Source organism: Pseudoalteromonas sp. BSi20429, assembly GCF_000238895.1.
Taxonomy (GTDB): Bacteria; Pseudomonadota; Gammaproteobacteria; order Enterobacterales; family Alteromonadaceae; genus Pseudoalteromonas; species Pseudoalteromonas arctica.
The window spans coordinates 60164-86124 of sequence record NZ_BADV01000066.1 but is presented as its reverse complement, the minus strand read 5'-3'; the positions used below and the strand labels follow the sequence as shown (position 1 = coordinate 86124).

25 protein-coding genes are annotated in these 25961 nt (G+C 39.3%); 10 read left to right on the top strand and 15 right to left on the bottom strand.

The window, feature by feature from the left end; translation table 11 throughout:
• Positions 1-56 precede the first annotated feature (56 nt).
• The 3 genes from P20429_RS07250 to P20429_RS07260 all read left to right on the top strand — a co-directional run bounded on the left by P20429_RS07250 (position 57) and on the right by P20429_RS07260 (position 2286).
• Entirely contained in the window at positions 57-386 is a 330-nt protein-coding gene (locus tag P20429_RS07250) for a hypothetical protein (protein ID WP_237715159.1), read from the top strand.
• Between the two features lie 8 nt (positions 387-394).
• Complete coding sequence (locus P20429_RS07255; RefSeq protein ID WP_007584432.1) at positions 395-1378, top strand: hypothetical protein; 984 nt, start codon at positions 395-397, stop codon at positions 1376-1378.
• 401 nt (positions 1379-1779) lie between these two features.
• Complete coding sequence (locus P20429_RS07260; protein ID WP_024592003.1) at positions 1780-2286, top strand: DUF6795 domain-containing protein; 507 nt, start codon at positions 1780-1782, stop codon at positions 2284-2286.
• Between the two features lie 60 nt (positions 2287-2346).
• On the opposite strand, the gene P20429_RS07265 is transcribed toward P20429_RS07260, so the two are convergent.
• The 3 genes from P20429_RS07265 to soxR all read right to left on the bottom strand — a co-directional run bounded on the left by P20429_RS07265 (position 2347) and on the right by soxR (position 4933).
• Entirely contained in the window at positions 2347-3432 is a 1086-nt protein-coding gene (locus P20429_RS07265; protein ID WP_007584430.1) for a rhomboid family intramembrane serine protease, read from the bottom strand.
• Positions 3422-4063, bottom strand: coding sequence for a hypothetical protein (locus tag P20429_RS07270; RefSeq protein ID WP_007584429.1), 642 nt, complete (start codon positions 4061-4063; stop codon positions 3422-3424). The genes P20429_RS07265 and P20429_RS07270 overlap by 11 nt, the downstream gene beginning before the upstream one ends.
• Before the next feature lie 411 nt (positions 4064-4474).
• A complete protein-coding gene (gene soxR, locus P20429_RS07275) occupies positions 4475-4933 on the bottom strand; it encodes a redox-sensitive transcriptional activator SoxR (protein ID WP_007584428.1) in 459 nt (152 codons plus the stop codon).
• 76 nt (positions 4934-5009) lie between these two features.
• Here soxR and P20429_RS07280 point away from each other — a divergent pair, with 76 nt between their 5' ends.
• From P20429_RS07280 to P20429_RS07305, 6 genes are all read left to right on the top strand, one after another.
• Positions 5010-5483, top strand: coding sequence for a flavodoxin family protein (locus tag P20429_RS07280; protein ID WP_007584426.1), 474 nt, complete (start codon positions 5010-5012; stop codon positions 5481-5483).
• A gap of 72 nt (positions 5484-5555) precedes the next feature.
• Entirely contained in the window at positions 5556-6065 is a 510-nt protein-coding gene (locus tag P20429_RS07285) for a DsrE family protein (RefSeq protein ID WP_007584424.1), read from the top strand.
• 8 nt (positions 6066-6073) lie between these two features.
• On the top strand, positions 6074-6709 hold the full coding sequence (locus P20429_RS07290) for an SGNH/GDSL hydrolase family protein (protein WP_007584423.1): 636 nt from the start codon (positions 6074-6076) through the stop codon (positions 6707-6709).
• Between the two features lie 78 nt (positions 6710-6787).
• On the top strand, positions 6788-8326 hold the full coding sequence (locus tag P20429_RS07295; protein WP_007584420.1) for an EAL domain-containing protein: 1539 nt from the start codon (positions 6788-6790) through the stop codon (positions 8324-8326).
• 56 nt (positions 8327-8382) lie between these two features.
• A complete protein-coding gene (locus P20429_RS07300) occupies positions 8383-8904 on the top strand; it encodes a hypothetical protein (protein WP_007584417.1) in 522 nt (173 codons plus the stop codon).
• 248 nt (positions 8905-9152) lie between these two features.
• Positions 9153-9842 carry a response regulator transcription factor gene (locus P20429_RS07305; protein WP_007584415.1) on the top strand — a complete coding sequence of 230 codons (690 nt, stop codon included), beginning with the start codon at positions 9153-9155 and terminating at the stop codon, positions 9840-9842.
• 147 nt (positions 9843-9989) lie between these two features.
• Here the strand turns inward: P20429_RS07305 and P20429_RS07310 are convergent, their stop codons facing one another.
• From P20429_RS07310 to P20429_RS07325, 4 genes are read right to left on the bottom strand one after another with little or no spacing between them, the layout of a single operon-like run.
• Positions 9990-10763: a CsgG/HfaB family protein gene (locus P20429_RS07310; protein WP_007584410.1), complete on the bottom strand. Its 774-nt coding sequence runs from the start codon at positions 10761-10763 to the stop codon at positions 9990-9992.
• Positions 10763-11188 carry a curli assembly protein CsgF gene (locus P20429_RS07315; RefSeq protein WP_007584408.1) on the bottom strand — a complete coding sequence of 142 codons (426 nt, stop codon included), beginning with the start codon at positions 11186-11188 and terminating at the stop codon, positions 10763-10765. Before P20429_RS07315 ends, P20429_RS07310 begins: the two co-directional genes overlap by 1 nt.
• On the bottom strand, positions 11178-11579 hold the full coding sequence (locus P20429_RS07320) for a curli production assembly/transport protein CsgE (protein ID WP_007584407.1): 402 nt from the start codon (positions 11577-11579) through the stop codon (positions 11178-11180). Before P20429_RS07320 ends, P20429_RS07315 begins: the two co-directional genes overlap by 11 nt.
• 38 nt (positions 11580-11617) lie before the next feature.
• A complete protein-coding gene (locus P20429_RS07325) occupies positions 11618-13120 on the bottom strand; it encodes a curlin (RefSeq protein WP_007584406.1) in 1503 nt (500 codons plus the stop codon).
• 583 nt (positions 13121-13703) lie between these two features.
• On the opposite strand from P20429_RS07325, the gene P20429_RS07330 reads away from it, so the two are divergent.
• Positions 13704-16205, top strand: coding sequence for a S8 family serine peptidase (locus P20429_RS07330; protein ID WP_007584405.1), 2502 nt, complete (start codon positions 13704-13706; stop codon positions 16203-16205).
• 68 nt (positions 16206-16273) lie between these two features.
• Here P20429_RS07330 and puuE read toward each other — a convergent pair whose 3' ends face one another.
• The 8 genes from puuE to xdhA are packed head-to-tail and all read right to left on the bottom strand — an operon-like array spanning position 16274 to position 25344.
• On the bottom strand, positions 16274-17206 hold the full coding sequence (puuE, locus tag P20429_RS07335) for an allantoinase PuuE (RefSeq protein WP_007584403.1): 933 nt from the start codon (positions 17204-17206) through the stop codon (positions 16274-16276).
• 1 nt (position 17207) lies between these two features.
• Positions 17208-18419 carry a urate hydroxylase PuuD gene (locus tag P20429_RS07340; RefSeq protein ID WP_007584401.1) on the bottom strand — a complete coding sequence of 404 codons (1212 nt, stop codon included), beginning with the start codon at positions 18417-18419 and terminating at the stop codon, positions 17208-17210.
• Positions 18420-18424: 5 nt separating this feature from the next.
• Positions 18425-19789, bottom strand: a complete 1365-nt coding sequence (guaD, locus tag P20429_RS07345) for a guanine deaminase (RefSeq protein WP_007584399.1) — start codon at positions 19787-19789, stop codon at positions 18425-18427.
• A gap of 2 nt (positions 19790-19791) precedes the next feature.
• On the bottom strand, positions 19792-20142 hold the full coding sequence (gene uraH / locus P20429_RS07350; protein WP_007584397.1) for a hydroxyisourate hydrolase: 351 nt from the start codon (positions 20140-20142) through the stop codon (positions 19792-19794).
• A complete protein-coding gene (gene uraD / locus P20429_RS07355; protein ID WP_007584395.1) occupies positions 20139-20639 on the bottom strand; it encodes a 2-oxo-4-hydroxy-4-carboxy-5-ureidoimidazoline decarboxylase in 501 nt (166 codons plus the stop codon). Before uraD ends, uraH begins: the two co-directional genes overlap by 4 nt.
• Positions 20636-21526 (bottom strand): xanthine dehydrogenase accessory protein XdhC, encoded by an 891-nt coding sequence (gene xdhC, locus P20429_RS07360; protein ID WP_007584393.1) that lies wholly within the window; start codon positions 21524-21526, stop codon positions 20636-20638. Before xdhC ends, uraD begins: the two co-directional genes overlap by 4 nt.
• Positions 21519-23858, bottom strand: coding sequence for a xanthine dehydrogenase molybdopterin binding subunit (gene xdhB / locus P20429_RS07365; RefSeq protein WP_007584391.1), 2340 nt, complete (start codon positions 23856-23858; stop codon positions 21519-21521). The genes xdhC and xdhB overlap by 8 nt, the downstream gene beginning before the upstream one ends.
• Positions 23845-25344: a xanthine dehydrogenase small subunit gene (xdhA, locus tag P20429_RS07370; RefSeq protein ID WP_007584389.1), complete on the bottom strand. Its 1500-nt coding sequence runs from the start codon at positions 25342-25344 to the stop codon at positions 23845-23847. The genes xdhB and xdhA overlap by 14 nt, the downstream gene beginning before the upstream one ends.
• Positions 25345-25961: the final 617 nt, after the last annotated feature.

The window sequence follows — 25961 nt, the reverse complement described above, 5'->3', positions numbered from 1 at the left end:
CGCCCAAAGTGACTATTAATACGCCTACTTTTTTTGATAATCGCAGTTATTATACGGTGAAAGTAGATTTACCAATGTTTATTGTTGGTAAGTCCGAGTTGCTATTAGATGTAAAATACTCTTGGCGACATCCAACAACATTGGATGTTTACAAAGAAGCAGGGTGGATTGAAGGTACTAAAGAATATTTATGTGAATTTGATGATAATAGCCTTAGCCTAAATGCTGCAGTTTATGAGTTTGAAATTGAATCACCTAGTATCAGTGTGTTTGATGTTGAAATAAAATCAACACTTATATACAACGAAAATTTAACCTTACCGATAGATTTTGATGCGTTTGAAAAGCCAATTGAAAATGCCTCTTCTGATTTAGTAATTGCATAAGGAAAGTAATGCAAAATAATGATTACCTAGCTGTTGATACCATGCCTAAAAAAACGCGTTTTAATTGCTTTTTTTACCCTGAGCGATTAAATAGCCTCAAGAAAAAATTCAAAGGTTTATGCTATTTATATGATTTACCTGCAAGAAAGCAAAAAGCAATACAAAAACATCCAGAGCGATATAAAATAGAAATGTGCGGGAATAGTCCTGCTAGAGCTTTGCTTTTTGGTCCTATGGCTATTGGTGGTGTTCTGAGCTTTATATTCTTCTTATCTTGTATTGTGATGACATACTCGGATGAACCTTATCATTGGTGGGTGCCTGCACTTACTTTTTCTTGGAACCTGTTTTTTCTTAATTTATTGCCAATAACAGAGAGTTACCTCCCTAAAAAGCAAATATATTTTGACAGAAAAAAGCAGCTAGTAGGCTTTACTTATCCTATCCCTGGTTGCGAAGCGCGTGATGAGCAGGGTAATTGTTGTTTTAAATGGGCTGATATTGTATGCCATTTAGATATGGTTGCAACACGCCCGGGTGTAATGGGATTTGTACCCTATATAAGCCATGTTGATGAGAATAAATACCCTGACACTAAAATTGTTGTGCAAGTGCCAGATAACTCAAATAACCCAATGAACTGTTATTTATATTGGGAGCGTGTAGTGCGTTTTATGGACAACAGCCAACCACTTCCTGATGTACCTGAGTATGAAAACTACCGACACCTTGATGAACTCACCGCTGAATTTGATAAAAAAAATGACAGACCTAATAAATTTTGGACCGACTTTTCACTTGCTCAACAAGCCGAAATTTGGCAAACGTTTAATAAAGAGGCTGCTCATTTTAATTGGATCAGAGCGACACCTAACGAAGAAATAATTAAGCCTTGGCTGCATTTTAAGGGTGAGCCTGAGCGTATCGAAAAACTAACCTGGAAATACAAAGCAAAGCGTTTAGCGCTACAGCTGTTTATGGGCATACCTTAAGCGCATTACAAAAGCTGCTTTATAACTTAAAGGAAGTTTGAGCTTGAGCTATACATAGTTTGAGTTTGTTAAAGGAGTATATGCTTAATTATAAGTACTTAGGCGGCTCGCAGTCTAAAAAATAATCTTCAATTAATTCTACGAAGAATGTTAAACGGTTTGTGTATTTTAGTTAATTGACAATATGACATCTTATATTTATTACTTCTAATACTTTAAGGTCAGCTTACCTCGCTTATAGCAATGTATAAATATTTAGACTTTATTATTGTAGTTATTTTTAATATCGCCAGTAAATTAGCTAAATCTATATAGGCATAATCCTAGGAATAGCGATTTAAAATATGTTACAAGTTGGCTTTTGTTGTTAGGCTAAAAATACAAATACAAGAGGGATTTTTATGATCAAGACAAGAACAGCAGGCGTGACGTTAACACTTATTCTATTTTTATTAATACCAATGCAAGGATATGCAGATATGTTTGGCTTTTTTAACAAGCAAGACGTTACGTTGTCGTTGTCTATTAAAGGCAGATTATTAAGCAATGGTGAGCCTCAACAAGGCGTTACAGTGACAAGAGAGCTAATTTATGGCGATACTTATGTTGATGAAGCTATAAGTGACAGCAATGGTTACTTCTATTTTAATAATAAAAAAATACGCAGTTCAAAGCCTTCAAACATGTTTTTTAATAGCTCTTTAATGCAAAGTATTCATATAAAAAATAAAAATACTGATGATTCAGTTTTATGGGTTCTAAATACTCTTTTTACAGAGCATCAAGGCTTATTTGCTGATAACTTAAGTAATTTAGAGTGCGAGCTTACTGAAGAGCCAATAACATACGATATACCGATTAAAAACACAGGACATTTTTTTACCGTATATACTCGCTGTAAGTTATAAGTTTATGTAGTGAGATTTAATAAAGTCACCAATTTATTATTGATGACTTTATTAAATTAATTAACGTTTAAGTTGCGCTTCTTTTTGATTTAGCAGACGAATAATAGGGTTTTGCTCTAATATTTTACTTTTTAAAATATAACCAATAATTAATCCAGCTATAAAGCCACCAATATGCGCACCATAATCAATGCCATCGGGGCCTGTTACTGCACCAAAAATGTTAAATCCTAACCAAATAGCGAAGAACCATACCGCAGAAAGTTTCTTCTGATAAATTATAAACATAAAAGTAAGGCTTGCGTGTCTGAACCACATTAAATACATGCCAAATAAACCGGCTATAGCGCCACTTGCACCCACGCCTGGAATTGTAGACATTGGGCTTACAATGTAGCTTGCAAACGATGCGAGTAGTCCACAGGCTAAATACCATAACAAAAAGCGTTTATGGCCTAAAACATCTTCTAGGTTATCGCCAACTATATATAAAAAGTACATATTGCCAACTAAATGCATTATAGAGCCATGTAAAAATACGCAAGTTAATACAGTCCATAGCTCATTACCTTTGCTTAAATCTGCAGGTGTCATGGCAAAGTTATCAATGACATAGCTGAATGAGCTCGGGTTTAAAAAATAAAGTGCAAAAATCAATGTATTTAAAACAATAAGACCGCGAGTTACCCAAGGAGTCTTTTGTGGCTTAATATTATATTCAACAGGCATTTGCGTTAAAAATTGAAACAAGTAGGTTTTCCAACTCACTTTTTGGTTTAGCTCGCCTAAACTCACCTTTATTTCAGGGCTTTTTTCAACACTTTCAAGTTCGTCTTTATCAATCCAGGTGCCATCGCAGTGTCTACAAACATCAATTTCGGTATGAAAAGCTTCCAGTAAGTGAAAACGTTCTAAACTTTTTTTACAATCAGGGCAGTCAAGCTCAGAAACGCCTAATGGCTCACCAAAGTGAGTTTCAAATTTATCACCTTCTGGGCCGTCATTTATCTCGGAAATCATGCGATTCACTTCATTTTTTTCGAACCATAAGCCACCACATTCACGGCAAATATCTATTTCTTCACCCTGATAATTGGTTACTTCTAGTGGATGATCTTTACAATGTGGACAGCTTTTAGTTGGCATTTGTAAGTTCCTTTAACGAACCAACAGAAATATCATTCTGCTGTAATTCCATTTTTAATTGTTTAGCGCTATTTTTTAATGCAGGGAGTGTTTGAGTTTTAATTAAATTAGTAATCTCTTTTAATTCTTCAGCTGCTTGTCTAGCGGAAATCCTTTTATTAGCTACAGCGTCTATTAAAAATTTAGCTCTTGAGTAAAATCGACGTATTTGCGTTAATAATTCACTTGGGGTTTCGAGTGTAGTTGGAGAGTACTGCATCGTTTGCCAAATGTACTTTTCGAGTGTTGGTTTAAAATACTCAATTTCTTTTATTGATGGGCTTTTTGCAAGTAAATTAGCATACTCTTCCATACTGTTTGCATTATCAGCAACTTCGTCAAATAAGGAGGTGCGCAAATAGTAGTTATCTTCCATTTTACTAAATGAGTCAAATTTAAGCGCTTGTTCTAAGCCGCTTTGAGCAGCTAAATACACGCCGAATATAGTAGAAATAACCATAAAAAATTGATTTAGCCAAAAACCAGTACTTTTTAGTTCTTTGTGATCGACCGTTTTAAGGGCTTGCGAAAATTTTTGAGTAACTACAGGTGGTTTTGTATTGTTTTCAGGGGTGTGATTAGTTGGTTCCAACAGTTTGTTCCTTGAATATTTACTTCCTTTTTAGGCGCACAAGAATACTTAAAAATTAACCAGTTAGCAATGCTCCTACCTACATTGAATATACTTTTTACATATATTAAAGAAACCATTCGAGTATAGCCCTTCCCCTAAATTTTAAATTGTTTTTTAAATCATCTAGCGATCCAACTAAACAAGAAACTTCATGACTCTATATTAATGAATAGAGAGTTTTTGTAGTACCTGAGGCTATTTTGTTAGCAAAGTAACGTATTACCAATAAACGGACTAAAAAAACCTTCTTTAATAACTCAATAATGAGGCGTAGTTAGCCTTTATATTTAAGGCGCTGTTGGCCCAACGCCTAAGAGGGGGATTTATTTTTGTTATACAAAAGTGGAGAACTTTTTACACAGGCAAAGACTATGTATTTAAAAGCACAGCGCCGCTTTTATTTTCGCCTAAATGATCATCTTTATTGTAAATTGGGCAACTTTTAAGTGATAAGCAACCACATCCTATACAACCGTCTACTTTGTCGCGCAGGCGTTGCATATGCGCAATTCGCTCATCAAGTTGCGCTTGCCAATGTTTTGAAAGTGCTGACCAGTCTTGTTTTGTTGGTGTGCGGTTGTCGGGTAGGGTAGCTAAGGTGTTTTTAATCTCATCGAGCGTAATTCCCATCGCTTGAGCTGCTTTTATTACAGCTACACGTCGTAATACATCAGGTTTATAGCGTCGCTGATTACCATTATTTCGCCAGCTCTTAATTAAAAACTTAGTTTCGTAAAAGTGAAGAGTAGATACTTTTACACCACTTCTTTTCGCTACATAGCCAACGGTTAGGTTAGCTTCGGTTAATTTTTTTTGTCCTACTGGCATTATTTTAATCCTTCATTTGACCTCAATATAACTTGAGGTTTTAAGCTTCTACCACATTAAAAAAGGAGCTAACTAAATGCAACAAAAACTTGAGCGTAATACTGTTATTATTTATTCAAGCGCACGAAAAAACGGCAATACCACAGCCCATGTTAATAGCTTTGCCGAGCAAAATGATGTGCGCGTAATTTGTCTGGATGATTATAAAATTGCGCCGTATTGTTATGACAAAAACTATAAAAATGATGACTTTTACGCGCTATTTGAAGTGGTTTTAAAGTACGACCATTGGGTGTTCGCGTCTCCTGTTTATTGGTATAACACTACGGTACAAATGAAGTCTTTTATAGATAGGATCACAGATTACATGGATGACGAAACCTTGAAGCCGAAGTTACGGACTTTACGTAATAAAGATTTTTCGTTGTTATCAAACGCATCATCGCTTGAAGCGCCTGATATTTTTGTAGAAATGTTTAAACGAACATTTAGCTATTTAGGTATGCAGTTTATTAACCACCATCATAAAAACACTCAATCGGCAGCATGATAAGCTGCCCTTTTTTCTTTGCTTCTGTTAGTTTTATAAATAGATTAACTTATTTAAAACACAGGATTGTTTATGAAATACCTATTATTACTTTTACTTATAAGCCCATTTTCGCAAGCGGGTGAAAACCTTATTAAAGACTTTGGTTACTTTTATAGTGTCCCGGAGCATGTTCAGATAAGTGACTCTACGGTATTTAAAATAGCCTTTGATGTTGGTGATGGCGCTAAAAAAGGTGAGCAGAACAATTCAATAAACTCACTTGCACGTTTTATTAATATGCATGTAGCACACGGTGTAAAGCCAGATAATATTCAATTAGCGTTAGTGGTACATGGTAGTGCTAGCGTTGATGTATTGGCTAATAGTGAATATAAAGAACGTTTTAAAGCAGATAACAAAAATCAAAGTTTAATAAAGCAATTGTTGGCCAATAACACCGTGGTTTATGTATGTGGGCAATCGGCTACGCATTATAAAGTAGCACCAGAACAACTAATTGGAGGTGTGCAAATGTCACTTTCGGCGATGACAGCACATGCCCAGCTGCAACAGCAGGGTTATACACTCAATCCATTTTAATAATTAACATGACAAAAAATATTCTCTGCTTTGGTGATTCTAATACGTGGGGTTTAAACCCTGTAACGGGAAAACGCTTTGATGAAAATACCCGTTGGACATCGTTATTAAATAAAAACTTAGGGTGTGGCTTTAACGTAATAGAGGCAGGGCAGCCTAACCGCACGTTAGTGCATAATCCACCGTTTGATGGCGTGCTTAATGGTGTTAGTTATCTAAAGCCTTATTTGGATAAGCATGAGCTCGCCTTTATTATTATTGCCCTTGGTACAAACGATCTTAAAAAACGTTTTAATTTAACACCTAGTTTAATAGCAGGTGGCTTAAATGATTTAATTAACTCAATACATATTTATTATCAGCAAGGTAGTACTTTAAAATCTCCTAAAATTATTATTGCTAGCCCACCTAAAATAAGAATCACCGAGCAGTATTCGCGTATTTACGAAGGTGCAGATACAAAAGCAACAGAGCTCTCTAGTGCATTTAAAAGCGTTGCGGCTAATAATAAATGTACTTTTATTGATTTTAATACATTTATTAATGTAACAGCCGGTGATGGGATTCACTTTGAAAGTAATCAGCATTTAACGGTAAGTGCTAAAATTACTCAATTGGTTCAAAATTCATTCAATAATTCTTGAATCTATCTGTTTGAATTTAATGCGACTTATGCAATCATCTAATAAAGTAGTGATATAAATTAACAACTTCGAGATGCTATGAAAAAGTACCAACAAAAATCTATTATAGCCATTTTAACCGGAGGGTTAGTTTTTGTAACTGGCTGTTTTATCTTGCTCAATTTTGCAGCGCAGCAGTTAACAGCACAAACAAAGTATGATGCTGAATATATTCTCGGTCATGTAGAAGGTGCAATTGCAGAGAGGCGTCGAATTCTTACCCCATTAAATAGGCTTGCGTTTAAACAGTGTGATAATACAACTCTTCTTGAGATGCGCCGCGCTTTATTTGACGCAAAATATGTAATTGATATAGGCTTTTTTAAAGATAACCAGCTAGTTTGTACTACTGGCGCAGGCTTATTAAGTAAACCAATTAACGACAAACAGCCTGACTTTATTCGAGATGATGAACAGGTGAGGGTTCGTTTTGAGCCAGAGCTTTATCTATTATTATTTAGTGAGCGCCCTATGGAGGTAATTATAGTCAGACAAGGGGACTATAATTTAATTATGCAGAGCACGCCCTTTACCAACATCGGAATTACTGCGCCAGATTGGGAAGTTATTTATAAAACACCAAATACTTTGCATCATTTAGCAGGTAAAGAGGGGCTGTACCAGCAGGTAAAAAACAGCGTTTTCTTTCCTTACGAAACTAACTCAGTTTGCAGTTCTACAAGTAGTCAATATTGTGTAGTAGTGCACTTGCCTTGGAGTCTGTTTTTTTCTAATAATCACTTATTATTAATAATTTCGTTAATTTTAACCTGTTTAGCGGGCATATCGAGTGCGTTAATAGTTGATGCGAGGATTGCTGCACGCCGCTCTACCAATCAACGTATTCGTAAAGGGCTCAAAAAGGGATCATTTTATTGGACTTACCAGCCCATTATTTGTTTGCAAAGTGGCAAGCTGATTGGTTGCGAGGTACTTGCACGTTTTGAAGATAAGTACGGTGCTTTATTTCCAGATGAGTTTATTCCGGTTATTAGAAAAAATAATTTAACTTGGACTTTTACTGAGGCAATGATTGCTACCACAATAAAAGAGTTAACCTCTATAGAGTTATTGCCAGAAGGCTTTAAAGTGTCGCTTAATATATTTCCGTGTGATGTAGAGCTGGGTAATGTGTCGTTACTGCCGCAAATTACAGAGCTTACCAACTCACGCTTTATTATTTGTTTAGAGATAACTGAAGACGAATACCTTGATACAAGCATTGCGCATGCTCATTTTAGAACCTTAGTTGAATCGGGATTTAACTTATCATTAGATGACTTTGGTACGGGTTATTCGAATTTAAGAAACTTACAAAATTTGAGCTTTCATCAACTTAAAATTGATCGTACGTTTGTTCAAGATATAGCAACTGAGGGCTTAAAAGCCTCTATGATCCCAAATATTATGGAACTTGTGCATAAGTTTAATTATACCTGTGTGGCAGAAGGGATTGAAACCACTGAGCAAGAAGCGATTTTAAAAATGGCGGGTGTGCATTATGGGCAGGGTTGGAAGTATGGTAAGCCCATGACGGCGTCTAAATTTAAAAATTATATAACTAATCAGCATTTTTAGATCTCAGCTGCCATACTAAACGTATCATTATGAAATTTATAAATATTAGGTTTATTATGATCAAATTAACATTAAGTGCTTTTGCATTTTTACTACTTAGTGCATGTACAACACAGTATCCAAACCAGCAATTAACAGGTAAACAGTTCCCAAGCATTATCGGCGAAAGTTTAGAGCAAAGCATGGTGACTATACCCAGCGATTTTAAAGCAGATAAAACACTGCTGCTCATTGGGTACAAGCAAGATAGTCAGTTTGATATAGACCGTTGGTTAATTGGTTTAGATATGGCGGGTGTAACGCTCCCTACATACGAACTACCAACCATTGCCGGCATGGCACCACGTATGTTTAGCACATTTATAGACAGCGGTATGCGCAAAGGCATCCCTAAAGAATTATGGGGTGGGGTAATCACTATTTATAAAGATGGTGAAACAGTTCAAAAGTTTACAGGTAATCAAAGCCCAAATAACTCACGTGTAGTACTCATAAATAGCAGCGGCGAAATTTTATATTTTTATGATCGAGGTTTTTCGGTTGATGCGCTAAATAAACTAAAAGCGAGTATAGAATAATTGATCCTAAAGTTAGTTTAGGCTAATGCATATTTAAGGCTTTATAAGTTATTAAGCCACTAATCCGATCTGTTATTTATCTTATAAAAGCAATTTTAAAAATAAAATTGATGAAGGTTTTGCATTGATTTAATTGATTTTTATCTATTTTAGGATGAGAAAGAATAACAGTACTTTAATATCAAAATCCCATTGTAAGTTGTATTTGATTTAGGTAATGTAGTGTAAATGTTTCAAGGACGAAATTTATGCCCCATAAAAACTCGGTATTTGTAAAAACAACGTTTCAATCATCTTTTCATTCACACAACTACACCGCTATTTTAAGAACACTACAAGCTTTGTTTGGTGATATTAAAATGGACGAGGTTATTCCTAAAGCTGAGCAGCGCACAAATTATGATTTGTTTTTAATCGATGGTGCTAAAAGCAAATGGCAAGACCTTATTCCGACTGACCTTATTTGTTTAGCTAAACACTATAGCGTTGTCATTTTTAATGTTGATAAAGAAGATGTGTGCGAGCAAAACTTATTGCTTAACCATTTTAATGGTGTTTTTTATAAGTCTGATCCACCAGAAGATATTTTTAAAGGGTTACTTCGTGTTAATACTGGCGAGCTTTGGTTTACGCGTAAAGTGATTTCAAAAGCTTTTAACGATATTTTAGCCGTGGCATCGTCGTTTAATAGCTTACACGACGACATTGAATTAAAGCAGGACGATTACGATCATTTAACTAAACGAGAAAAGTCTGTTATTCATTTAATTGCACAGGGTGCGAGTAACAATACAATCGCTGATAAACTTAACATTAGCGACCACACTGTAAAAACACATTTATACAGTGCGTTTAAAAAAACTAACTCACGCAACAGGGTGGAGCTTGCTAATTGGGCGCAGCGCTATATATCTGTTTTGCTGCCAATGGCTAAATAAGAGTAAAGCCATTAAGACGCTATTTAAGTAAAAACGTTATCCTCTAGATTTTTATAAGGGTTGGGTTAGCGAAGTACTTTCAAATCACTAACCACACAACTTATAAAGGCTACAATATGTAGCCTTTAGTTAATTTAGGAAGTCAGTTTATGCTGATTTTTTAGCCCATAAGCCTTTATCAATACCTTTTGTTATGAGATCTGTGAGTGCTTTTTCTATTGCTTGGGTAACACAAATACTCATAGGTTCATTGTCGCTAAAGCCTGCTTCTGCTTCTGCTAGTCGTTTGTAGCTTACGTATCTAAAAAAGCCTGCACGCATTTCTTGGCTAAGTACTTTTTTGCTGGTGGCTACACTTAGTAGTACTTGTCCTGTACGAACATCAACAGCGCGTAAGTATATTGAAATAGCATCTTCGCGGTAAAGCTCTGATGCGCCTATACCAAAGTATTCCATACCCAAACCACCTGTTTTTACATTAGTGTCGTAGCTTATGATACCGCCCTCTAAAATGATTTTTGCGGTTGTTAGCGGAGGTAAATCAGCTTGGTTAGGATTATCGGCTTGGCCCGCACGAATAATTTTTCGCTCAGTTAAAATGTTTTGTAAACCTTCACGCTCTACCGGCGTAAACCAATCAGATTCATGTAATGCTTGTATGAGTATTGAGTTAGCACCTTGAGTAACGGCAGTCGAAAATGAGCTAACGTTAGTTTGTGGCTTATATTGACCTGTTTGATCTCTAAATGAGTAAACAGATACCGGAATACTGCCAACAGGTTTAGGTAAGTTTTTCAGATCTGCGAATAATTCGGTTGGTTCTAAACTAACTGCTTTTTGTTGCGATGGTGGAATTAAATTCCCTAGGCTCGCACAACCGCTCAATCCTATTAATATTATTGTTATTAGTAGTTTATACATTATCCAAACCTCGGTACTTCAATGATCACCACGGTGTCATCAATTATATTTGTTATTCTTACTGTAATAGAATCGGTTGTGCTGGTTATAACTTCAATTTGATAATCGCCACTCATAAATATGGAGTCTTGATTGAAAAGGCTATCTTCTATGTCCTCACCAAATGCCATATCGGTAATTTCTCTTACCATACGATTTAAATAGGTGCGCTCTAGAGTTTCTTGAAATTGTTCAGCGTAACCTTTTTCTACTACCGGTGCTTTATGCTTGTTTTGAGCTTGGGCTTTACTCAACAGCATATTTGCATTGAGTGGGTTACCACCAAAGCTTGGGTTAATTGGGGTGTAAATTATTTCAGTTGCTGCTGCTGAAAAGCTTAATGTTGTTATTATTATAAGGGCTATATTTTTCATTTTACCATCCATCTTTAGCCATATCGGGTGTTGACACTGCCATGTTTTCGCGAGCCATTGCATCTATCACTGTATAAACAGCCTGCTCCACACGCTCATTTAAAGGCTCTAGTCGTCTACCTAAGTAAGTTGCGTAAACAAGTTGGTTATTCATTATTAACGACAGCTTTGTGCCTGCTTTTGGAATGACCGTCTCTTTAATTTCAATGTTAAAACCTGCAGTTGAAGGGAGATCTCGCCAGTAATTAGAAAACTCAAAATAGAACTGATGACCAAAGCGGCTAATACTCCTATCAAGTAGTAGGCCGTCAATCTCCAACTCTTCAGCGGCATAAGATGCGGGCATTAAAAACAGAGAAAGCGTAAGTAATAATACTTGGTAATGGTTTTTATTATTATGCATAACTAAATGGGGAGAGTTGCTCTCCCCAACCTCAATAATTACATTTGAGTAATAGAAGTCACGTTACCGTCACCAATTTGGGTCACTGAAACAGTGCTGTTGAAACCAATTACGGCGCCTTCAACAATGTTATCGTTACCCATTTGAGTTACGCTAAACGAAACGTTTTCGCCACCTACTAAAAATGCAGGTTGCTCCATTCCTACTACCCAGTTACCTTCGCCAGTTTGTGAAATATCAATGCTGTGGCCATTACCTTCAACCATCATATCAACTACGTTCATTTCACCTGTTTGAGCTAGGTCAATTTGGTTCATGTTGCTATCTAAAATACCTGCAAGTGTAACCATGGCTTCGTTTTGAGAACCATTTTGCATAATATCGATATCGTTGTCGTTTGATGTTAGAGATATATCAGGATATGAAGACTCAACAACAGCAGTGTTTTCTTGGCCGGACTGAATAACGTTAACGTCATTTTCAGACCCATTAAAGTTAACAACGTGTGCTGAATTTGATTCACCTACTTGGTTAATCATAAATTCGTTATCGGTACCTAAAACGCCCATGTAAGCATCATTTAATAAGCCAACTTGTGTAGCCGTTAATTCATTATCGTCACCAATAATATCAACAGTTGTTGAGTTGCTTAAATCAACCTGAGTTACTGTAACTTCGTTGTTTTGACCTTCGAATAAGTTTGATTCGATAGTATTTAAAGAACCTTCTTGGTCTAAATCAATTTCGTTTTCATCGCCTAATACAGCTACAAATGTTACTGCGTTAGTATTGCCTTCTTGTTCAATTGAAAGCTCATTTGCATCGCCTAAAATATCAGTGAAGGTAACAGTATTACGATCGCCGTCTTGTTCAATATCAAGCTCGTTATCGTTGCCTTGTAAAGAACTCACTTTGAAGGTATTCCAGTAACCGTTTTGCTCAAGACTCAGACTATTCTGATCGCCCATTACAGAGGTTAATTCAGCTTCATGCCACTCACCTGTTTGTAATGAACTGATTTCGTTGCCATTACCTTTCATATCTAAGTTGTAAAACCAATGACCACCAGTGCCTTGCTCTACATCAACGATATTGTCGTCACCAACAATCATGTTGACAGCTTCGTTGTTTACAAAAAAGCCTTGGCCACTTTGCAAAACATTTAGGTAATTATTATTACCAGTAACTTCGGTAATTACACCGTTGGCAACGCCATCTTGGGCATATACTTGCTCGTTGTTGTTACCAATTGTTGTTACGCCAACATAATTACCTGATTGTAATTGAGTAACTTCTGTTGTGTTCTCGTTTCCAGTAGTCGAAACCTCAATAGTATTACTATCTCCCTCTTGCATTAAAATCGCGGTGTTATTATTTTGCGATTGCGCCAATGTCATTGAATTAGCGGTGCTAAGTATAGATATTTTTGTACTAAGTTCTGAGTTTGATGCTGATTTGTTGTCGGTATCTGCATATGAGGCAAAGCTGGTACCCATTGCTATTGCAACAGCACAACTTAAAAGTGATTTATTCAACTTCATTATTTTCTCCTTGAAATATTAAAATCAAATACCCTAAATGTTATAGGTTTTAATAAGGTATTTGTTGTTTCAGCATGCCGTGCCGATATATTTTTTGTGATCCGCTTGCGTAACTTTAGAAGTAGGTGAAGCGTAATATGTGACTATAAATAATTAAGTTTTAATTTGTCATAAATATTGAACTAACAAAGTTTAAGCTCAAATTCATAATCACCCATTAACTGTATTCCCCTATTTCATTTTCTTAAATCATCATTTTTTACCAAATAATTAACCTTTTATTATCATCGGTTTATGTGTGTAACTGGTGGGTTTTAATGTAATAGTAAGCAAAAGTAGTAAAAAAGTTTGACCCTATAATGGGTAAGGTTGTAATGGGGCAGTTCATTAAAATGACTGTGTTTAGTGTTTTTTTTATAGCCAAACTGGTCAAAATTTATGATTTTTAATTCTTTTTAACTTTTTAACTTGTCAAATATCGTATTTACTAGTTTGCTTATAACTTGCCACGTGATCCCTTGTACTTGAAATAGTGAACAAACCCGCTTAGTGCTTCTAAGCTAACCCAACTATGGATAGAACAATGAAAACAAAATTATCTATTATTACGCTTGCTTTACTACCTTGTTTGGCTTCGGCTAAATTACCTGATGCAGGAGCTCTTCCACAAGCAGCTGCAAGCAGTGACTCTGTTATTGTTAAATATAAAAAAAATGCAACACCCCAAATGCGTAAACAAGCACGAAGCTTGGTTAAAGCAAAAATTACAGATTTAAATAATGATGAAGTTGATGATAACTTCACATCATTATTCTCAGGTCGCCTTGCTAAATTTAAAGTGTCTGGCATGAGCACTAAAGAAGCTATTGAGCGCTTAAAGTCTCATCAAGCTATTGAATATGTTGAGCCAGATTACCGAGTAAGTATTGCGAGCGCACCTAACGACCCTCGTTTTGATGAGCTTTGGGGCCTAAATAATGAAGGTCAGACCGGTGGTACGGCAGACGCTGATATTGATGCTGTAGAAGCGTGGACTATTTCTACTGGTAGTCGTGATGTAGTTGTTGGTGTAATCGATACAGGTATTGATTATAGCCATAGCGATTTAGCGAGCAATATGTGGGTAAATACCTCTGAAATCGCAGGCGATGGTATTGATAATGACGGTAATGGCTTTATCGATGATATTCATGGTATCAATGCGATTACCAATAGTGGCGATCCTATGGATGATGAAGGTCACGGAACGCACGTGTCTGGAACTATAGGTGCGAGTGGTAATAACTCTGTGGGTGTAGTGGGTGTAAATCATGAAGTATCACTTGTTGGTTGTAAGTTTTTAGATGCAGCAGGTAATGGATCAACATCAGATGCAATCAAGTGTATTGATTACATGGTTGGCCTAAAAAACTCTGGTGTTAACATCCGCGTATTAAATAATAGTTGGGGTGGCGGTGGCTATAGCCAAGCGCTGGCTGATGCAATCGAATCAAGTGAAGCTGCGGAGCTACTGTTTGTAGCTGCAGCAGGTAACGACACTATTGATAACGATGTAAACCCACATTATCCATCAAACTACGAAAATGCGAGTGTTCTATCGGTTGCAAGTACTAACCAAACTGATGATATTTCGTGGTTCTCTCATTGGGGCTTAACCAGTGTTGATATGGGCGCACCAGGTACTGCTATTTTATCTACTACACCGGGTGAAAGTTATGCATCGTATTCTGGTACGTCAATGGCAACACCGCATGTTGCTGGCGCAGCTGCGCTAGTTTTATCTATTAATCCAGAGTTATCTACTCAAGAACTTAAAGATTTATTAATGAGCTCGGGCGATGCTAATGCTGCACTGCAGGGGAAAACGGTAGCCGGTACGCGACTTAATGTTAACCAAGCACTTATTGATGCGGATCCAACTCCTGGTTTTAAAATATCAGCTAGCCCGCTTACCCAACAAATTATAGCTGGAGAGGCTACAAGCTATACATTTACAATTGGCTCAATTGCCGAGTGGGATGAGGAAGTAACGCTTGAATTATCAACAACATTAGGTGGTGCTTATTTATCATCGCTTACAGCGCGCCCTGGTGATGACGTGATACTAAATGTTGAAACCGATACTGATACTCAGTGGGGAGATTACGAGTTTACCGTAACGGCCACTGCGGGTGATATTGTTAAACAGCAATCGGTTGAATTAATGATACAACCATTAGGGTTAAATGACTTTACCTACAGCAGTACTGGTAGCGTAGCAATTCCAGATAATTCTCCACAGGGGATTAGCTCAGTAATTAATGTTTCTGATGATTTAACCGTATTTGGCACAACCGCCGATGTTGATATTACTCATACTTACTCTGGTGACTTAGTTGTAAAACTAATATCTGCACAAGGTACAGAGGTAACATTGCAAAGCAATGTTGGTGGTAGTAACGATGATATTGTTAAGAGCTTCACGTCTAGTGCATTCAATGGCGAAGTAGCAAATGGTGACTGGACTCTTCATGTAGAAGATACTGCAGCCGCTGATACAGGTACAATTAATGGCTGGTCACTTACGCTTAGCGCTATAGGCGAAGTAAGTGCACAACCGCCACGTGCAGGCTTTACTGTTGATACGCAAGGTTTAACAGCCTCGTTTGTAGATACAAGCAATGATGCCAATAACGACATTACACAATGGAGCTGGAGCTTTGGCGATGGCGCTACATCAACAGATTCAAGCCCTGTGCATGCATATGCGCAATCGGGTAGTTACGATGTAGAACTAACTGTTACTGACAGTGAAGGTAATACAGATACATTTACCCAAGCCGTTGTTGTAAGTGACGTGACCCTTGAACTGAACTTAAAACGCGCTAACAAAACACGCCTAGGTACGATGCGTGTAGAACTTAGCTGGGAAGAAGTTGGTGCAGAGTCATTAAGCGTTTACCGTAATGGTGAGTTAGTTGATACCACTGCAGATAATGGTCGCTACCGTGATTACGTGCGTGGAGCTACATTACCATCGTACGATTACCAATTATGTGTAACAGAAAATGTGTGTTCGAATATCATCACCGTTTCTTTTGAATAAATTTCACTACTCCTAAAGTAATTTAAGCCCAGCTTTGCTGGGCTTTTTTATGTTTTAAAAAATATAAACTATGCTTTTTTATACGGGTGGGTTTTAAGCCAGTGCTCGGCTATTTGCTCACGCGTGGCAAACCATACTTGCTCATGCGAGCGAGCATATTCTAAAAACCGTGCTAATGCTTTTATTCTTCCTGGTCTGCCAATTAAGCGACAATGCAAACCTATCGACATCATTTTAGGGGTGTTTTCACCTTCTGGATCGCCTTCCTCGTATAGCGTATCAAAGGCATCTTTTAAATAATTATAAAACTGATCGCCTGCGTTAAAACCCTGCACGGCAGCAAAGCGCATGTCGTTTACATCAAGCGTGTAGGGCACAATAAGCTGTGGCTTACCTTCTTTAATACTGTAAAAAGGTAGGTCGTCGCTGTAATCGTCGGAATCATATAAAAAATTACCATTTTCAACTACAAGTGCTGCGGTATTTGGGCTAGTTCGGCCGGTATACCAGCCTTTGGGCTTTTTACCCGTAAGCGTTTGAATAATCTCAATGGCTTGTTGCATATGCTCGCGCTCGGTTTGCTTATCTATATTTTGATAATTAATCCAGCGCAGGCCATGGCTTGCAATCTCATGGCCTGCTTCAACAAAGGCTTTAGCTACATCGGGGTGGCGCTCAAGGGCCATCGCCACTGCAAAAATGGTGACCGGTATATCGTATTTTTTAAATAAACGCAGTAACCTCCACACGCCCGCGCGCGAGCCATATTCGTAAATAGACTCCATGCTGATATGGCGGTCTTCTACATGGGGAGCACTGACTATTTCTGATAAAAACGTTTCAGCGGCTGCATCACCATGTAATACGCAGTTTTCGCCGCCTTCTTCGTAATTTAATACCACTTGCACGGCAATACGTGCTTTATTAGGCCAGTTTGCATGAGGTACATCTGGGCCATAACCAATTAAATCGCGCGGGTAGTTTTTAAATTGATCGCTCATTTTATTGCTCCTTTTTAAGCGCTGCGAGCCAAGAGCCTAGCGCTTCGCGCTCTGTGTCTGTCATTTTTGTCATATTAGCCAGTGGCATGTCTTTAGTTATTACGGCGCGAGTATGCACAAGTACTTGCGACTTTTTCACCTGTTCAATTGAGTCGAGTTTAAAGCCAAGTGGCGCTGTTTGAAAAAGCTCAGAGGTGGGTGTCTCGCTGTGGCACTGCGTACAGTGTTTGCTGATTATATCCCACGCTTGTGCGTCGGTAATACTTGCTTGTAAAGGCGCGTTTTCGTCTGCATTTGTTGTACTGCTGGGCCAAGGTGCTATTGCTAGCATAAGGGCAAAAAATGCTGCGATACCACTTATAAGTACTGAAGGTTTATTAACGCCTTGATGTTTTAAGTTAAAGTAATGGCGTATCCACATACCAATACCAAACAGCGCAATTAAAATAAGCCAGCCAAAATTGTGGCTATACGTGTAAGGAAAGTGATTGCTAAGCATAATAAATACTACAGGTAATGTGGCGTAGTTATTATGAATAGAACACAGCTTTGCCTTTAAACCTGGCGCTGAATCAGGGATTCTACCAGCTTCTACTTCACTCACCATGTAGCGCTGCCCTGGCATAATAATGTGATATACATTACCCACCATACACGTGCCAATAAGTGCACCTACATGAATATACACAGCGCGGTCGCTAAATAGTTGATCAACCCCAAAAGTCCACAGAGCTAATAAACCAATAACTACAGCAATAAACACTTTGCCGTTTTCAACCAGTGGGGTTTTACACAATAAACGATAAACACCATAGCCTAAGCCAATAAAACCAAGGGATGCGCCAATAGCTGCAAATTTACTTAGCTCACTTTTACTGTTATCAATTAAATACACATCGGCGCCAACATAATAAAGTAAGCTAAATAGTAATATACCGGTGATCCACGTTGTGTAGGCTTCCCACTTAAACCAATGCAGGGTGTGAGGCATTTGTTCAGGGCCATTTTGATACTTAGCTACTTCGTAAAAGCCACCGCCATGCACGGCCCATAAATCGCCTTTTATGCCTTTATCGATTTTCCACTGCGGTGGTGTTTGTAGGTTGTTATCAAGCCATGCAAAATAAAATGAAGCGCCAATCCAGGCTATACCAGCAATAACATGAAAGTAACGCAGTACTAAATGAGCAAGCTCAAATAAATAGTTTTCCATAACAGTTAAGCCTCTTCTAATACCGGTGAGCGGGTGTCTGAAAATTGATTGTTATCATCGCGCTTATACACACTTTTACCCATAATGTAGGTTTGCTCAACGCAGCGGTCGTCGCCTAACATCATCATTGCAAATAGTTTTTCATGTAGGGTTTTGGCATGTTGTATTCTAAATTTTAAAAACGAAGTTGCCGAACAATCCATTACAATAAAATCGGCTTCACAGCCGGCTTCAAAATTACCAATTGTCCCTTCTAAATCGAGCGCTCTAGCACCGCCGAGTGTTGCTAAATACAGCCCCTTAAATGCTGAAAACTTTTGACCTTGTAACTGTTGGATTTTATAAGCTTCGTTACCTGTTTGTAGCATAGAAAAGCTTGTTCCTGCGCCTACATCGGTACCCATGCCTACGTTTATGCCGTGCTCTTCACAGGCTTTTAAATTTAATAAGCCAGAGCCTAAAAATAGGTTTGAGGTAGGGCAGTGCGATATAGCCGCATTGTTATCGGCAAGGCAGCAAAGCTCGCGCTCAGATAAATGAATGCTATGGGCAAATACCGAGCGTTTGCGTACCATTTTTGCTTGCTCGTACACGCCAAGGTAATCTTCAGCTTCTGGAAATAACCCTTTAACCCATTCGCACTCGTCTTTGTTTTCAGATAGATGAGTGTGCAGGTAGGTGTCTGGGTATTCTTCAAGTAACTGAGTGCATTTTTGTAATTGCTCAGGGGTTGATGTGGGGGCAAAACGCGGTGTAACTGCGTAGCTTAGCCTGTCAACATTGTGCCATTTCTCTATTAGGGCTTTGGATTCGTCATAGCTTGTTTTCGCGCAATCAGATAAGTCGTCAGGACAGTTACGGTCCATCATTACTTTACCGGCAATCATGCGTAAATTGCGTTTTTGTGATTCTTTAAAAAACGCATCAACCGATTGCGGGTGCACAGTACCAAATACAAGGGCGGTGGTTGTGCCATTGCGCAGCAGCTCGTCTAAAAAGCGATTAGAGATCTCTTTTGAATAATGCTTACACGTAAATTTTTTCTCTGTCGGAAACGCATACTCGGTTAGCCAACTTAGCAGTTGCTCGCCGTACGCCCCCACCATTTCGGTTTGTGGTAAGTGTATGTGGGTGTCAATCATACCAGGCATAACCAGTTTGCCATCGTGGCGGATAACACGCGCTGATTTATCAAGCGTAGGTAATATGTCTTGCTCGTAACCAAGTTTAACTACTTTGCCGTGCTTGATAACTAATGCGCCCTTTTCAAAAAAACGATGGGCGCTTTCGCCAGCAATGGCCGGGTCGTCAACAAAGTCGAGTATATCGGCACAAACTACTGTTAAGTTATTATTGTTTTGCGTGCTCATAGTTAGCTACCTCTGTATGTAGAGTAGCCAAATGGGCTAAGCAACAATGGGATATGATGATGTTTAGTATCTTGTAATCTAAACGTTATTTGCGCTTCTGGGTAAAACGCAGGGATAGGTTGGTTTTGGTAATAACTATCTAAATCAAATACTAGCTTATAGGTTGCAAATTCTACTTCTGTATTTAGCCAGTCGGTAATTCGCCCATCGGTATCGGTTGTGCCTTGGGTTAGTTGTACCCATTCGTTATTTGTAAGTTTAAATAGCTTAACAGCAACGTTTGCTGCTGGTTCTCCGGTGCTGGTATCGAGTATATGGGTGGTTATAGGGCTTTTGTTCATACTTTTATTCATAGCAGTGACTCCAATCTTATTTTTGTTATTTTGGCTTGTTCGCCCGCGGCTATATTAAGCTCTGTACTGCGGGTGTTGTGTATGCGCTGCTCTATGAGTTCAAGCATTTGTTCGGCCGTTTTACCGGTGGCGCACACTATAAAAATAAAGCCAAACTTGCTCAGGTACTCTTTATTAAGAACGATCATTTTGGTAAGTACGGCTTCGTTTGCTTTGCTCATACCCGATTGCTCATGCCCCGCTTTTTGTGCGGTAGCAGCGTATTTTTTGCTAAGGGTTGATAAGTCACCTATTTGCGGATGGCCTTCAAAGGCAGCTAAATAGTCGCTCTCGCCAAGGCTATCCCATATGCTTTTTGCGCATTCAAACAGCTGTTGAGCACTTTTAAATGGCATTGCTTTTACCATGGCTGCCACCCAGTTAGGGGCCGAGCAGCAATGCTCAAGTGCTTGTTTTGCTTGTGCATCATTTAGCGTATTTATTTGTAAGCTACTCATGCGCCTACTTCCTCCTGCGTGGTGCTAATTAAGGCATTTTTTAGTGTGCGCCACTGCAAGCCTTGGCGTTTTGGCGCTTGGGTTTGCATAGCCTGATAAAGGGCAATTAGCTGTCCACTAATCGAAATAGCCACTTCCATTGGTAATTTGCCCGTAATATTTTTAAGCCCAACAGGGCAGGTCATTTGTTGTATTTGATCGGCTGTAAAATCGCGATGGGCTAGGCGTTGTTTAAAACGTTTTGCTTTAGTGTCAGAGCCAATAACGCCCAGCCAATTGGCATCAGCGCGTTTAATAATGGCTTGGGTGAGTGCAAAGTCGAGCTGGTGGTTATGGGTCAATATTAAGTAGTTGTTAGCTTTAGGCGCACGCTTTACTTGTTCTGTTGGCTCTTCATCAATCACTTTTACTACGTTATTTGGAATAGCCTGTGGGAATACATCTGCGCGGCTATCTATCCAGCGTATGCGCATAGGTAGTTGTGCCAATATACCAATAAGCGCCTGTGCTACGTGGCCTGCGCCGTAAATATCTAAAGTAAAGCGCTCGCATTGCATGCATTCAAGCATAACTGTGGCAGCCCCGCCGCAGCACTGGCCTAAATTTGCACCTAGGTTAAATTGCTCTATTACTTGGGCGGCTTCGCCTTTGGCAAGTAGTTCGCGGGCTTTTTCTATTACTACGTATTCAAGGTGGCCACCGCCAAGGGTGTCGTAAATATGCTCGCCGCTTATTACCATTTTTGAGCCTGTGCCGCGAGGGGTTGAGCCATTTGTGCCAAGTACCGTGGCAATTACATAATTAGTGCCGCTTTGTTCGTGCTCGTTTATAGCCTGCGCCCAGTTTTGAGTATGAAAACCCTGAAACGACTCATTTAAATTAGTCATGTTGATGCTCCTTAAACCAACTAGCGGTTTGCTCAATTGCACTCAATACTCGCTCTGGGGTTGCGGGTGTATCCAATGGGGCGGTGTATTTGTAATCAGCCACACTACTTATGGCATTACGAATAGCGCTCCATACACTAAAGGCCAGCATAAATGGCGGCTCGCCTACGGCTTTTGATCTAAACACGGTGGTTTCTGGATTTGCTGAGTTATAAAGATTGACGTTAAATTCGGCAGGTGTATCGCCAATGGCTGGTATTTTGTAGTTGGCTGGGCCAAAGCTTGCAAGCTGGCCTTTATCATTCCATTGTAAGTCTTCGGTTGTTAGCCAGCCCATACCTTGTACAAAGGCGCCTTCAATTTGGCCTATATCAAGTGCTGGGTTAATTGAGCTGCCTACATCGTGCAGTATGTCAACGCGGGTTACCGTGTTTTCGCCAGTTAGCGTATCTACTTCTACTTCGCTGAGTGCTACGCCGTGAGCGTAGTAAAAAAATGGGCGGCCTTCACCTTTGGCTCTATCGTAGTGAATTTTAGGCGTAGCGTAATAACCCGTTGATGAAAGCGATATACGATTCATGTAAGCGAGATTTGCAAGTTCGCTAAAGCTAATTTCCCCTTTACTAAAAGTAATGAGGTTATCTTTAAATGTAATACTTTGGCTGTTTACTTCAAAGTGCTCGATAATAAAGTTTATTAAGCGCTCTTTTATTGTGTTTACTGCATTAAGGGCTGCCATACCGTTTAAGTCGGTACCGCTTGAGGCCGCTGTTGGTGAAGTGTTTGGTACCTTGTCGGTACGCGTAGCACTAATACTTACCGCGTTAAAATCAACCCCAAAGCCATGGGCCACAATTTGCGCAATTTTGGTGTTGAGCCCTTGGCCCATTTCGGTGCCGCCGTGGTTTAAATGTATCGAACCATCGCTATATACATGTACTAATGCACCAGCTTGGTTTAAATGTTGTACCGTAAACGAGATACCGTATTTAACCGGCGTCATCGCAAGGCCTTTTTTGATAATAGGTGACGATACGTTAAATGCTTTAATAGCCTCTTTACGTGCCCAGTAGTCACCCGACTCCTCAAGCTGAGCAATCATATCTTTTAAAATATGTTGCTCTACGGTTTGATGGTACGGCGTGGTATCGCGGCCTTTTTTATATAAATTGAGTTTTCGGATCTCAAGCGGATCTTTACCTAATTTGGCGGCTATATCGTCCATTATTAGCTCGCCCATAATCATTCCTTGCGGGCCACCAAATCCTCTAAATGCGGTATGGCTTACGGTATTTACTTTACAGCGATTACCCTTGATTGTGGCGGCTGGGTAGTAGTAGGCGTTATCGGCATGAAACATGGCACGGTCTACAATTGCATCAGATAAATCTGGCGAGTAGCCACAAAACCCATTTACGGTAATGTCGGCACCTTCTATTAAACCATTTTCGTCAAAACCAACATGGTATTGATTATAAAAAGGGTGGCGCTTACCGGTTAATTTAAAATCGTCGCTACGGGCTAGGCGCATTTTTACTGCGCAACCAAGGTGGTAAACCGCAAGAGCTGCAAGGCATGCCCATGGTGCGCCTTGGGTTTCTTTGCCGCCAAAAGCACCGCCCATACGGCGGGTTTCTACGTTTACAAAGCTAAATGGCTTTTTTAAAATTTTAGCAACTAAGTGTTGAACCTCAGTAGGGTGTTGCGTAGAACACTGAACATGTATCCCCCCGTCGTTATCAGGTTGCGCCAGCGCTATTTGACCTTCTAAATAAAAGTGTTCTTGCCCGCCTATGTTTATTTCGCCTTTAAGCTGGTGGGCTGCGTTATTAATGGCTTGTTCGCTGTTACCACGGTTAAGTGAATGGGGCGGCCTCACCCAATGCTCTTTGCTAATGGCTTCTTTAATATCAAGTATGGGTGTGGTTTGCTCGCACTCTATAACCACTAAACGCGCTGCGCGGCGTGCTATGGCGTAGCTGTCGGCAACGACAATTAATACAGGTTGCCCGTGGTATTGAATTTCATGACTAGTGAGTAATACATCACCAGGAAATACCGGGCCAATATCTAATTTACCCGGAACATCTTCGGCCGATAAAATACGTTTAACGCCTTTAACTGCCAGTGCGAGACTGGTATCTATTGATTTAATAAAGCCGCTTGTAATAGGGGCGAGCACTGGGTATGCATGCAGGCAACCGTAAGACTCAGGATTATCGTCGGCAAAATTTGCACTGCCACAAACTTGTTTAATAGCGCTTTCGTGATATTTAGACTGTCCAACGCTACCACCTTGCGCTTTTAGGTTATCCATTTCAAAGTGACGCATGTGAGATCCTCGTAATGGCAATGTTGTTATTGTTGCGTGCTTGCGGCTCACAAAACTCAATACCAATGCGTTGTAATAAGTTTTTACTTACCGTGGTGCGATAACGCGCACTGCTTCTTACATCGCTCATGGGCGTAAAGTCATCGTTAATAGCCGTTGCTGCGTCTATAAAACTACTTACTTGTAATGATTGAGATACCAGCTTTTGCTCAAGATGCTGCGCGCGCTTAGGAATAGCTGCCATACCGCCCATAGCGCAGCGGGCTTGAGTAATCATGTTTTGTGAATGCTCTATAGCAAGCACCAAACACACGGTAGATATATCGTCTTCAAAGCGTTTTGATATTTTATGACAGGCCAGTTTTAGCGACTCTGGGCGCTTTGGGATGGTGAACTTACTAATTACTTCATCGCTTTTAAGAACTGTTTTTTTGTAATCAATAAAGTAGTCGGCAACTTTAATAGTGCGCGAACCAGCGCTGCTTAATAAATCCATTGATGCATTAAGAGCGATTAAAAGTGGAGCGGGATCGCCAATCGGAGAGGCATTCCCTATGCTGCCACCTAGTGTGCCGCTGTTACGTACTTGGCTTGATCCTAAGCGTTCAAATAGCTCTTTTGACTCTGGGTAATGGTTATAAAATGCCTCAACAAATTGGCTATAAGGTAGCGCTGCACCTATGTGTAACTCACCGTTATTATCTGCCAAGGTGCAAAGATCCTTTACTTGGCTAAGGGAGATAATTACATCCGGTAAGAGCATGTTTTGGCTAAGCTCAATGGCAAAGTCGGTGCCACCAGCAACTAAATGTGCATAAGGATAAAGCGCTTTTAGCTCAACAAGTTGTTGGGCAGTTTGTGGTAAGTAAAATTTGCGAGGACCATTTTTTAAAAATGGAATATCGTCATCATATTGCGTATTAAGTGATGCTTTAAATTGGGCGGCCATTGCTGAGTACGGTTCAGCTTTACGTTCATAGCTATAGGCTTTTTCGGCTGCAAGTAATATTGGGCTATAACCTGTACAACGGCATAAGTTACCACCAAGTGCATGAATAACCGCTTTTTTACCAGGGTACGTTGGTTCATTAATATAAAGAGCCAACAAGCTCATTATTATACCAGGCGTACAAAAACCACATTGCGAACCATGACACTCCACCAGTGCACGTTGTACGGGGTGTAAATCGGTTAAGTTTGGGTATAAGCCAGTAGTCACAGCCTCTACCGTTACTATATGTTTTGCATGCGCATTCCCTAATAACAATAAACAGCTGTTCATTGTTTTGTATTGCCAACTAGCTTGCCCGTTTGCATTTATACGCTCTTCACCTACTAAAATTGTGCACGCGCCACAGTCGCCAGTTGCACACCCTTCTTTGGTGCCCACTTTCCCTTTTTTGGTGCGTAGCCAGTCCAAAATGGTGAGACTTGGCGAACATTCTTGTACTTCAATTGGCGTGTTATTTAATAAAAATTGAATCACACAGACCCCCTTAATTTTTATAAAGCCCTGATACATAAAGGCTTGGCGTATGTTTTTTCTTGTTGTTTGCGCACGGGTAACAAAAATACTTTTTAATCTTTAATTAGCTTATTGCAGTTACTATGCCATTGTTGACCGCTTGGTCAGTTAAGGGCTGTTGGGTTAAATTGTCGAGGTATAGGTAATAACGGAGTAGCCTTAAAAATAAGGCACGGTGAAGCGAATGCTTTTACTATTTAAATCTAAAGGGGAAAGTAGGGCTGGTAAAAGCACATTAATGAAAATGCTTTATGATGTGGTTAAACCTGACCAAGGGGACATGTTTTTTAATGGCCGTATAATACCAATCAGCAATAGTACTTGATCAATTTAAAGGCTTAAACCTGACGCTAACTGTGTTAAAAATTTCTGATATAGAACAACTAAATAGCGAAATTTTTGCCTTGTTATCGACACGATTTTCTTATCTCAAAATAGCTCACTTAATTAAGCTGATAGGTATAATGAATATAAAAGAGCCTGCTGATGCGCTAGATTTAGCAGGACATACCAGCATGCTTGCGGATCGAATTGTAAAAACGCCAACACGTTATGGTATGTTATTAAAAACACATAAA

Excerpts from the sequence above, each read along its gene's own strand:
- P20429_RS07330 (WP_007584405.1), top strand. The coding sequence starts at position 13,704 with ATGAAAACAAAATTATCTATTATTACGCTTGCTTTACTACCTTGTTTG.
- P20429_RS07300 (WP_007584417.1), top strand. The coding sequence starts at position 8,383 with ATGATCAAATTAACATTAAGTGCTTTTGCATTTTTACTACTTAGTGCA.
- P20429_RS07320 (WP_007584407.1), bottom strand. The coding sequence starts at position 11,579 with ATGCATAATAATAAAAACCATTACCAAGTATTATTACTTACGCTTTCT.
- P20429_RS07265 (WP_007584430.1), bottom strand. The coding sequence starts at position 3,432 with ATGCCAACTAAAAGCTGTCCACATTGTAAAGATCATCCACTAGAAGTA.
- P20429_RS07325 (WP_007584406.1), bottom strand. The coding sequence starts at position 13,120 with ATGAAGTTGAATAAATCACTTTTAAGTTGTGCTGTTGCAATAGCAATG.
- P20429_RS07305 (WP_007584415.1), top strand. The coding sequence starts at position 9,153 with ATGCCCCATAAAAACTCGGTATTTGTAAAAACAACGTTTCAATCATCT.
- P20429_RS07290 (WP_007584423.1), top strand. The coding sequence starts at position 6,074 with ATGACAAAAAATATTCTCTGCTTTGGTGATTCTAATACGTGGGGTTTA.
- P20429_RS07285 (WP_007584424.1), top strand. The coding sequence starts at position 5,556 with ATGAAATACCTATTATTACTTTTACTTATAAGCCCATTTTCGCAAGCG.
- uraH (WP_007584397.1), bottom strand. The coding sequence starts at position 20,142 with ATGAATAAAAGTATGAACAAAAGCCCTATAACCACCCATATACTCGAT.
- uraD (WP_007584395.1), bottom strand. The coding sequence starts at position 20,639 with ATGAGTAGCTTACAAATAAATACGCTAAATGATGCACAAGCAAAACAA.
- P20429_RS07255 (WP_007584432.1), top strand. The coding sequence starts at position 395 with ATGCAAAATAATGATTACCTAGCTGTTGATACCATGCCTAAAAAAACG.
- P20429_RS07295 (WP_007584420.1), top strand. The coding sequence starts at position 6,788 with ATGAAAAAGTACCAACAAAAATCTATTATAGCCATTTTAACCGGAGGG.
- P20429_RS07260 (WP_024592003.1), top strand. The coding sequence starts at position 1,780 with ATGATCAAGACAAGAACAGCAGGCGTGACGTTAACACTTATTCTATTT.
- P20429_RS07315 (WP_007584408.1), bottom strand. The coding sequence starts at position 11,188 with ATGGATGGTAAAATGAAAAATATAGCCCTTATAATAATAACAACATTA.
- xdhB (WP_007584391.1), bottom strand. The coding sequence starts at position 23,858 with ATGCGTCACTTTGAAATGGATAACCTAAAAGCGCAAGGTGGTAGCGTT.
- guaD (WP_007584399.1), bottom strand. The coding sequence starts at position 19,789 with ATGAGCACGCAAAACAATAATAACTTAACAGTAGTTTGTGCCGATATA.
- puuE (WP_007584403.1), bottom strand. The coding sequence starts at position 17,206 with ATGAGCGATCAATTTAAAAACTACCCGCGCGATTTAATTGGTTATGGC.
- P20429_RS07340 (WP_007584401.1), bottom strand. The coding sequence starts at position 18,419 with ATGGAAAACTATTTATTTGAGCTTGCTCATTTAGTACTGCGTTACTTT.
- soxR (WP_007584428.1), bottom strand. The coding sequence starts at position 4,933 with ATGCCAGTAGGACAAAAAAAATTAACCGAAGCTAACCTAACCGTTGGC.
- P20429_RS07280 (WP_007584426.1), top strand. The coding sequence starts at position 5,010 with ATGCAACAAAAACTTGAGCGTAATACTGTTATTATTTATTCAAGCGCA.
- xdhC (WP_007584393.1), bottom strand. The coding sequence starts at position 21,526 with ATGACTAATTTAAATGAGTCGTTTCAGGGTTTTCATACTCAAAACTGG.
- P20429_RS07310 (WP_007584410.1), bottom strand. The coding sequence starts at position 10,763 with ATGTATAAACTACTAATAACAATAATATTAATAGGATTGAGCGGTTGT.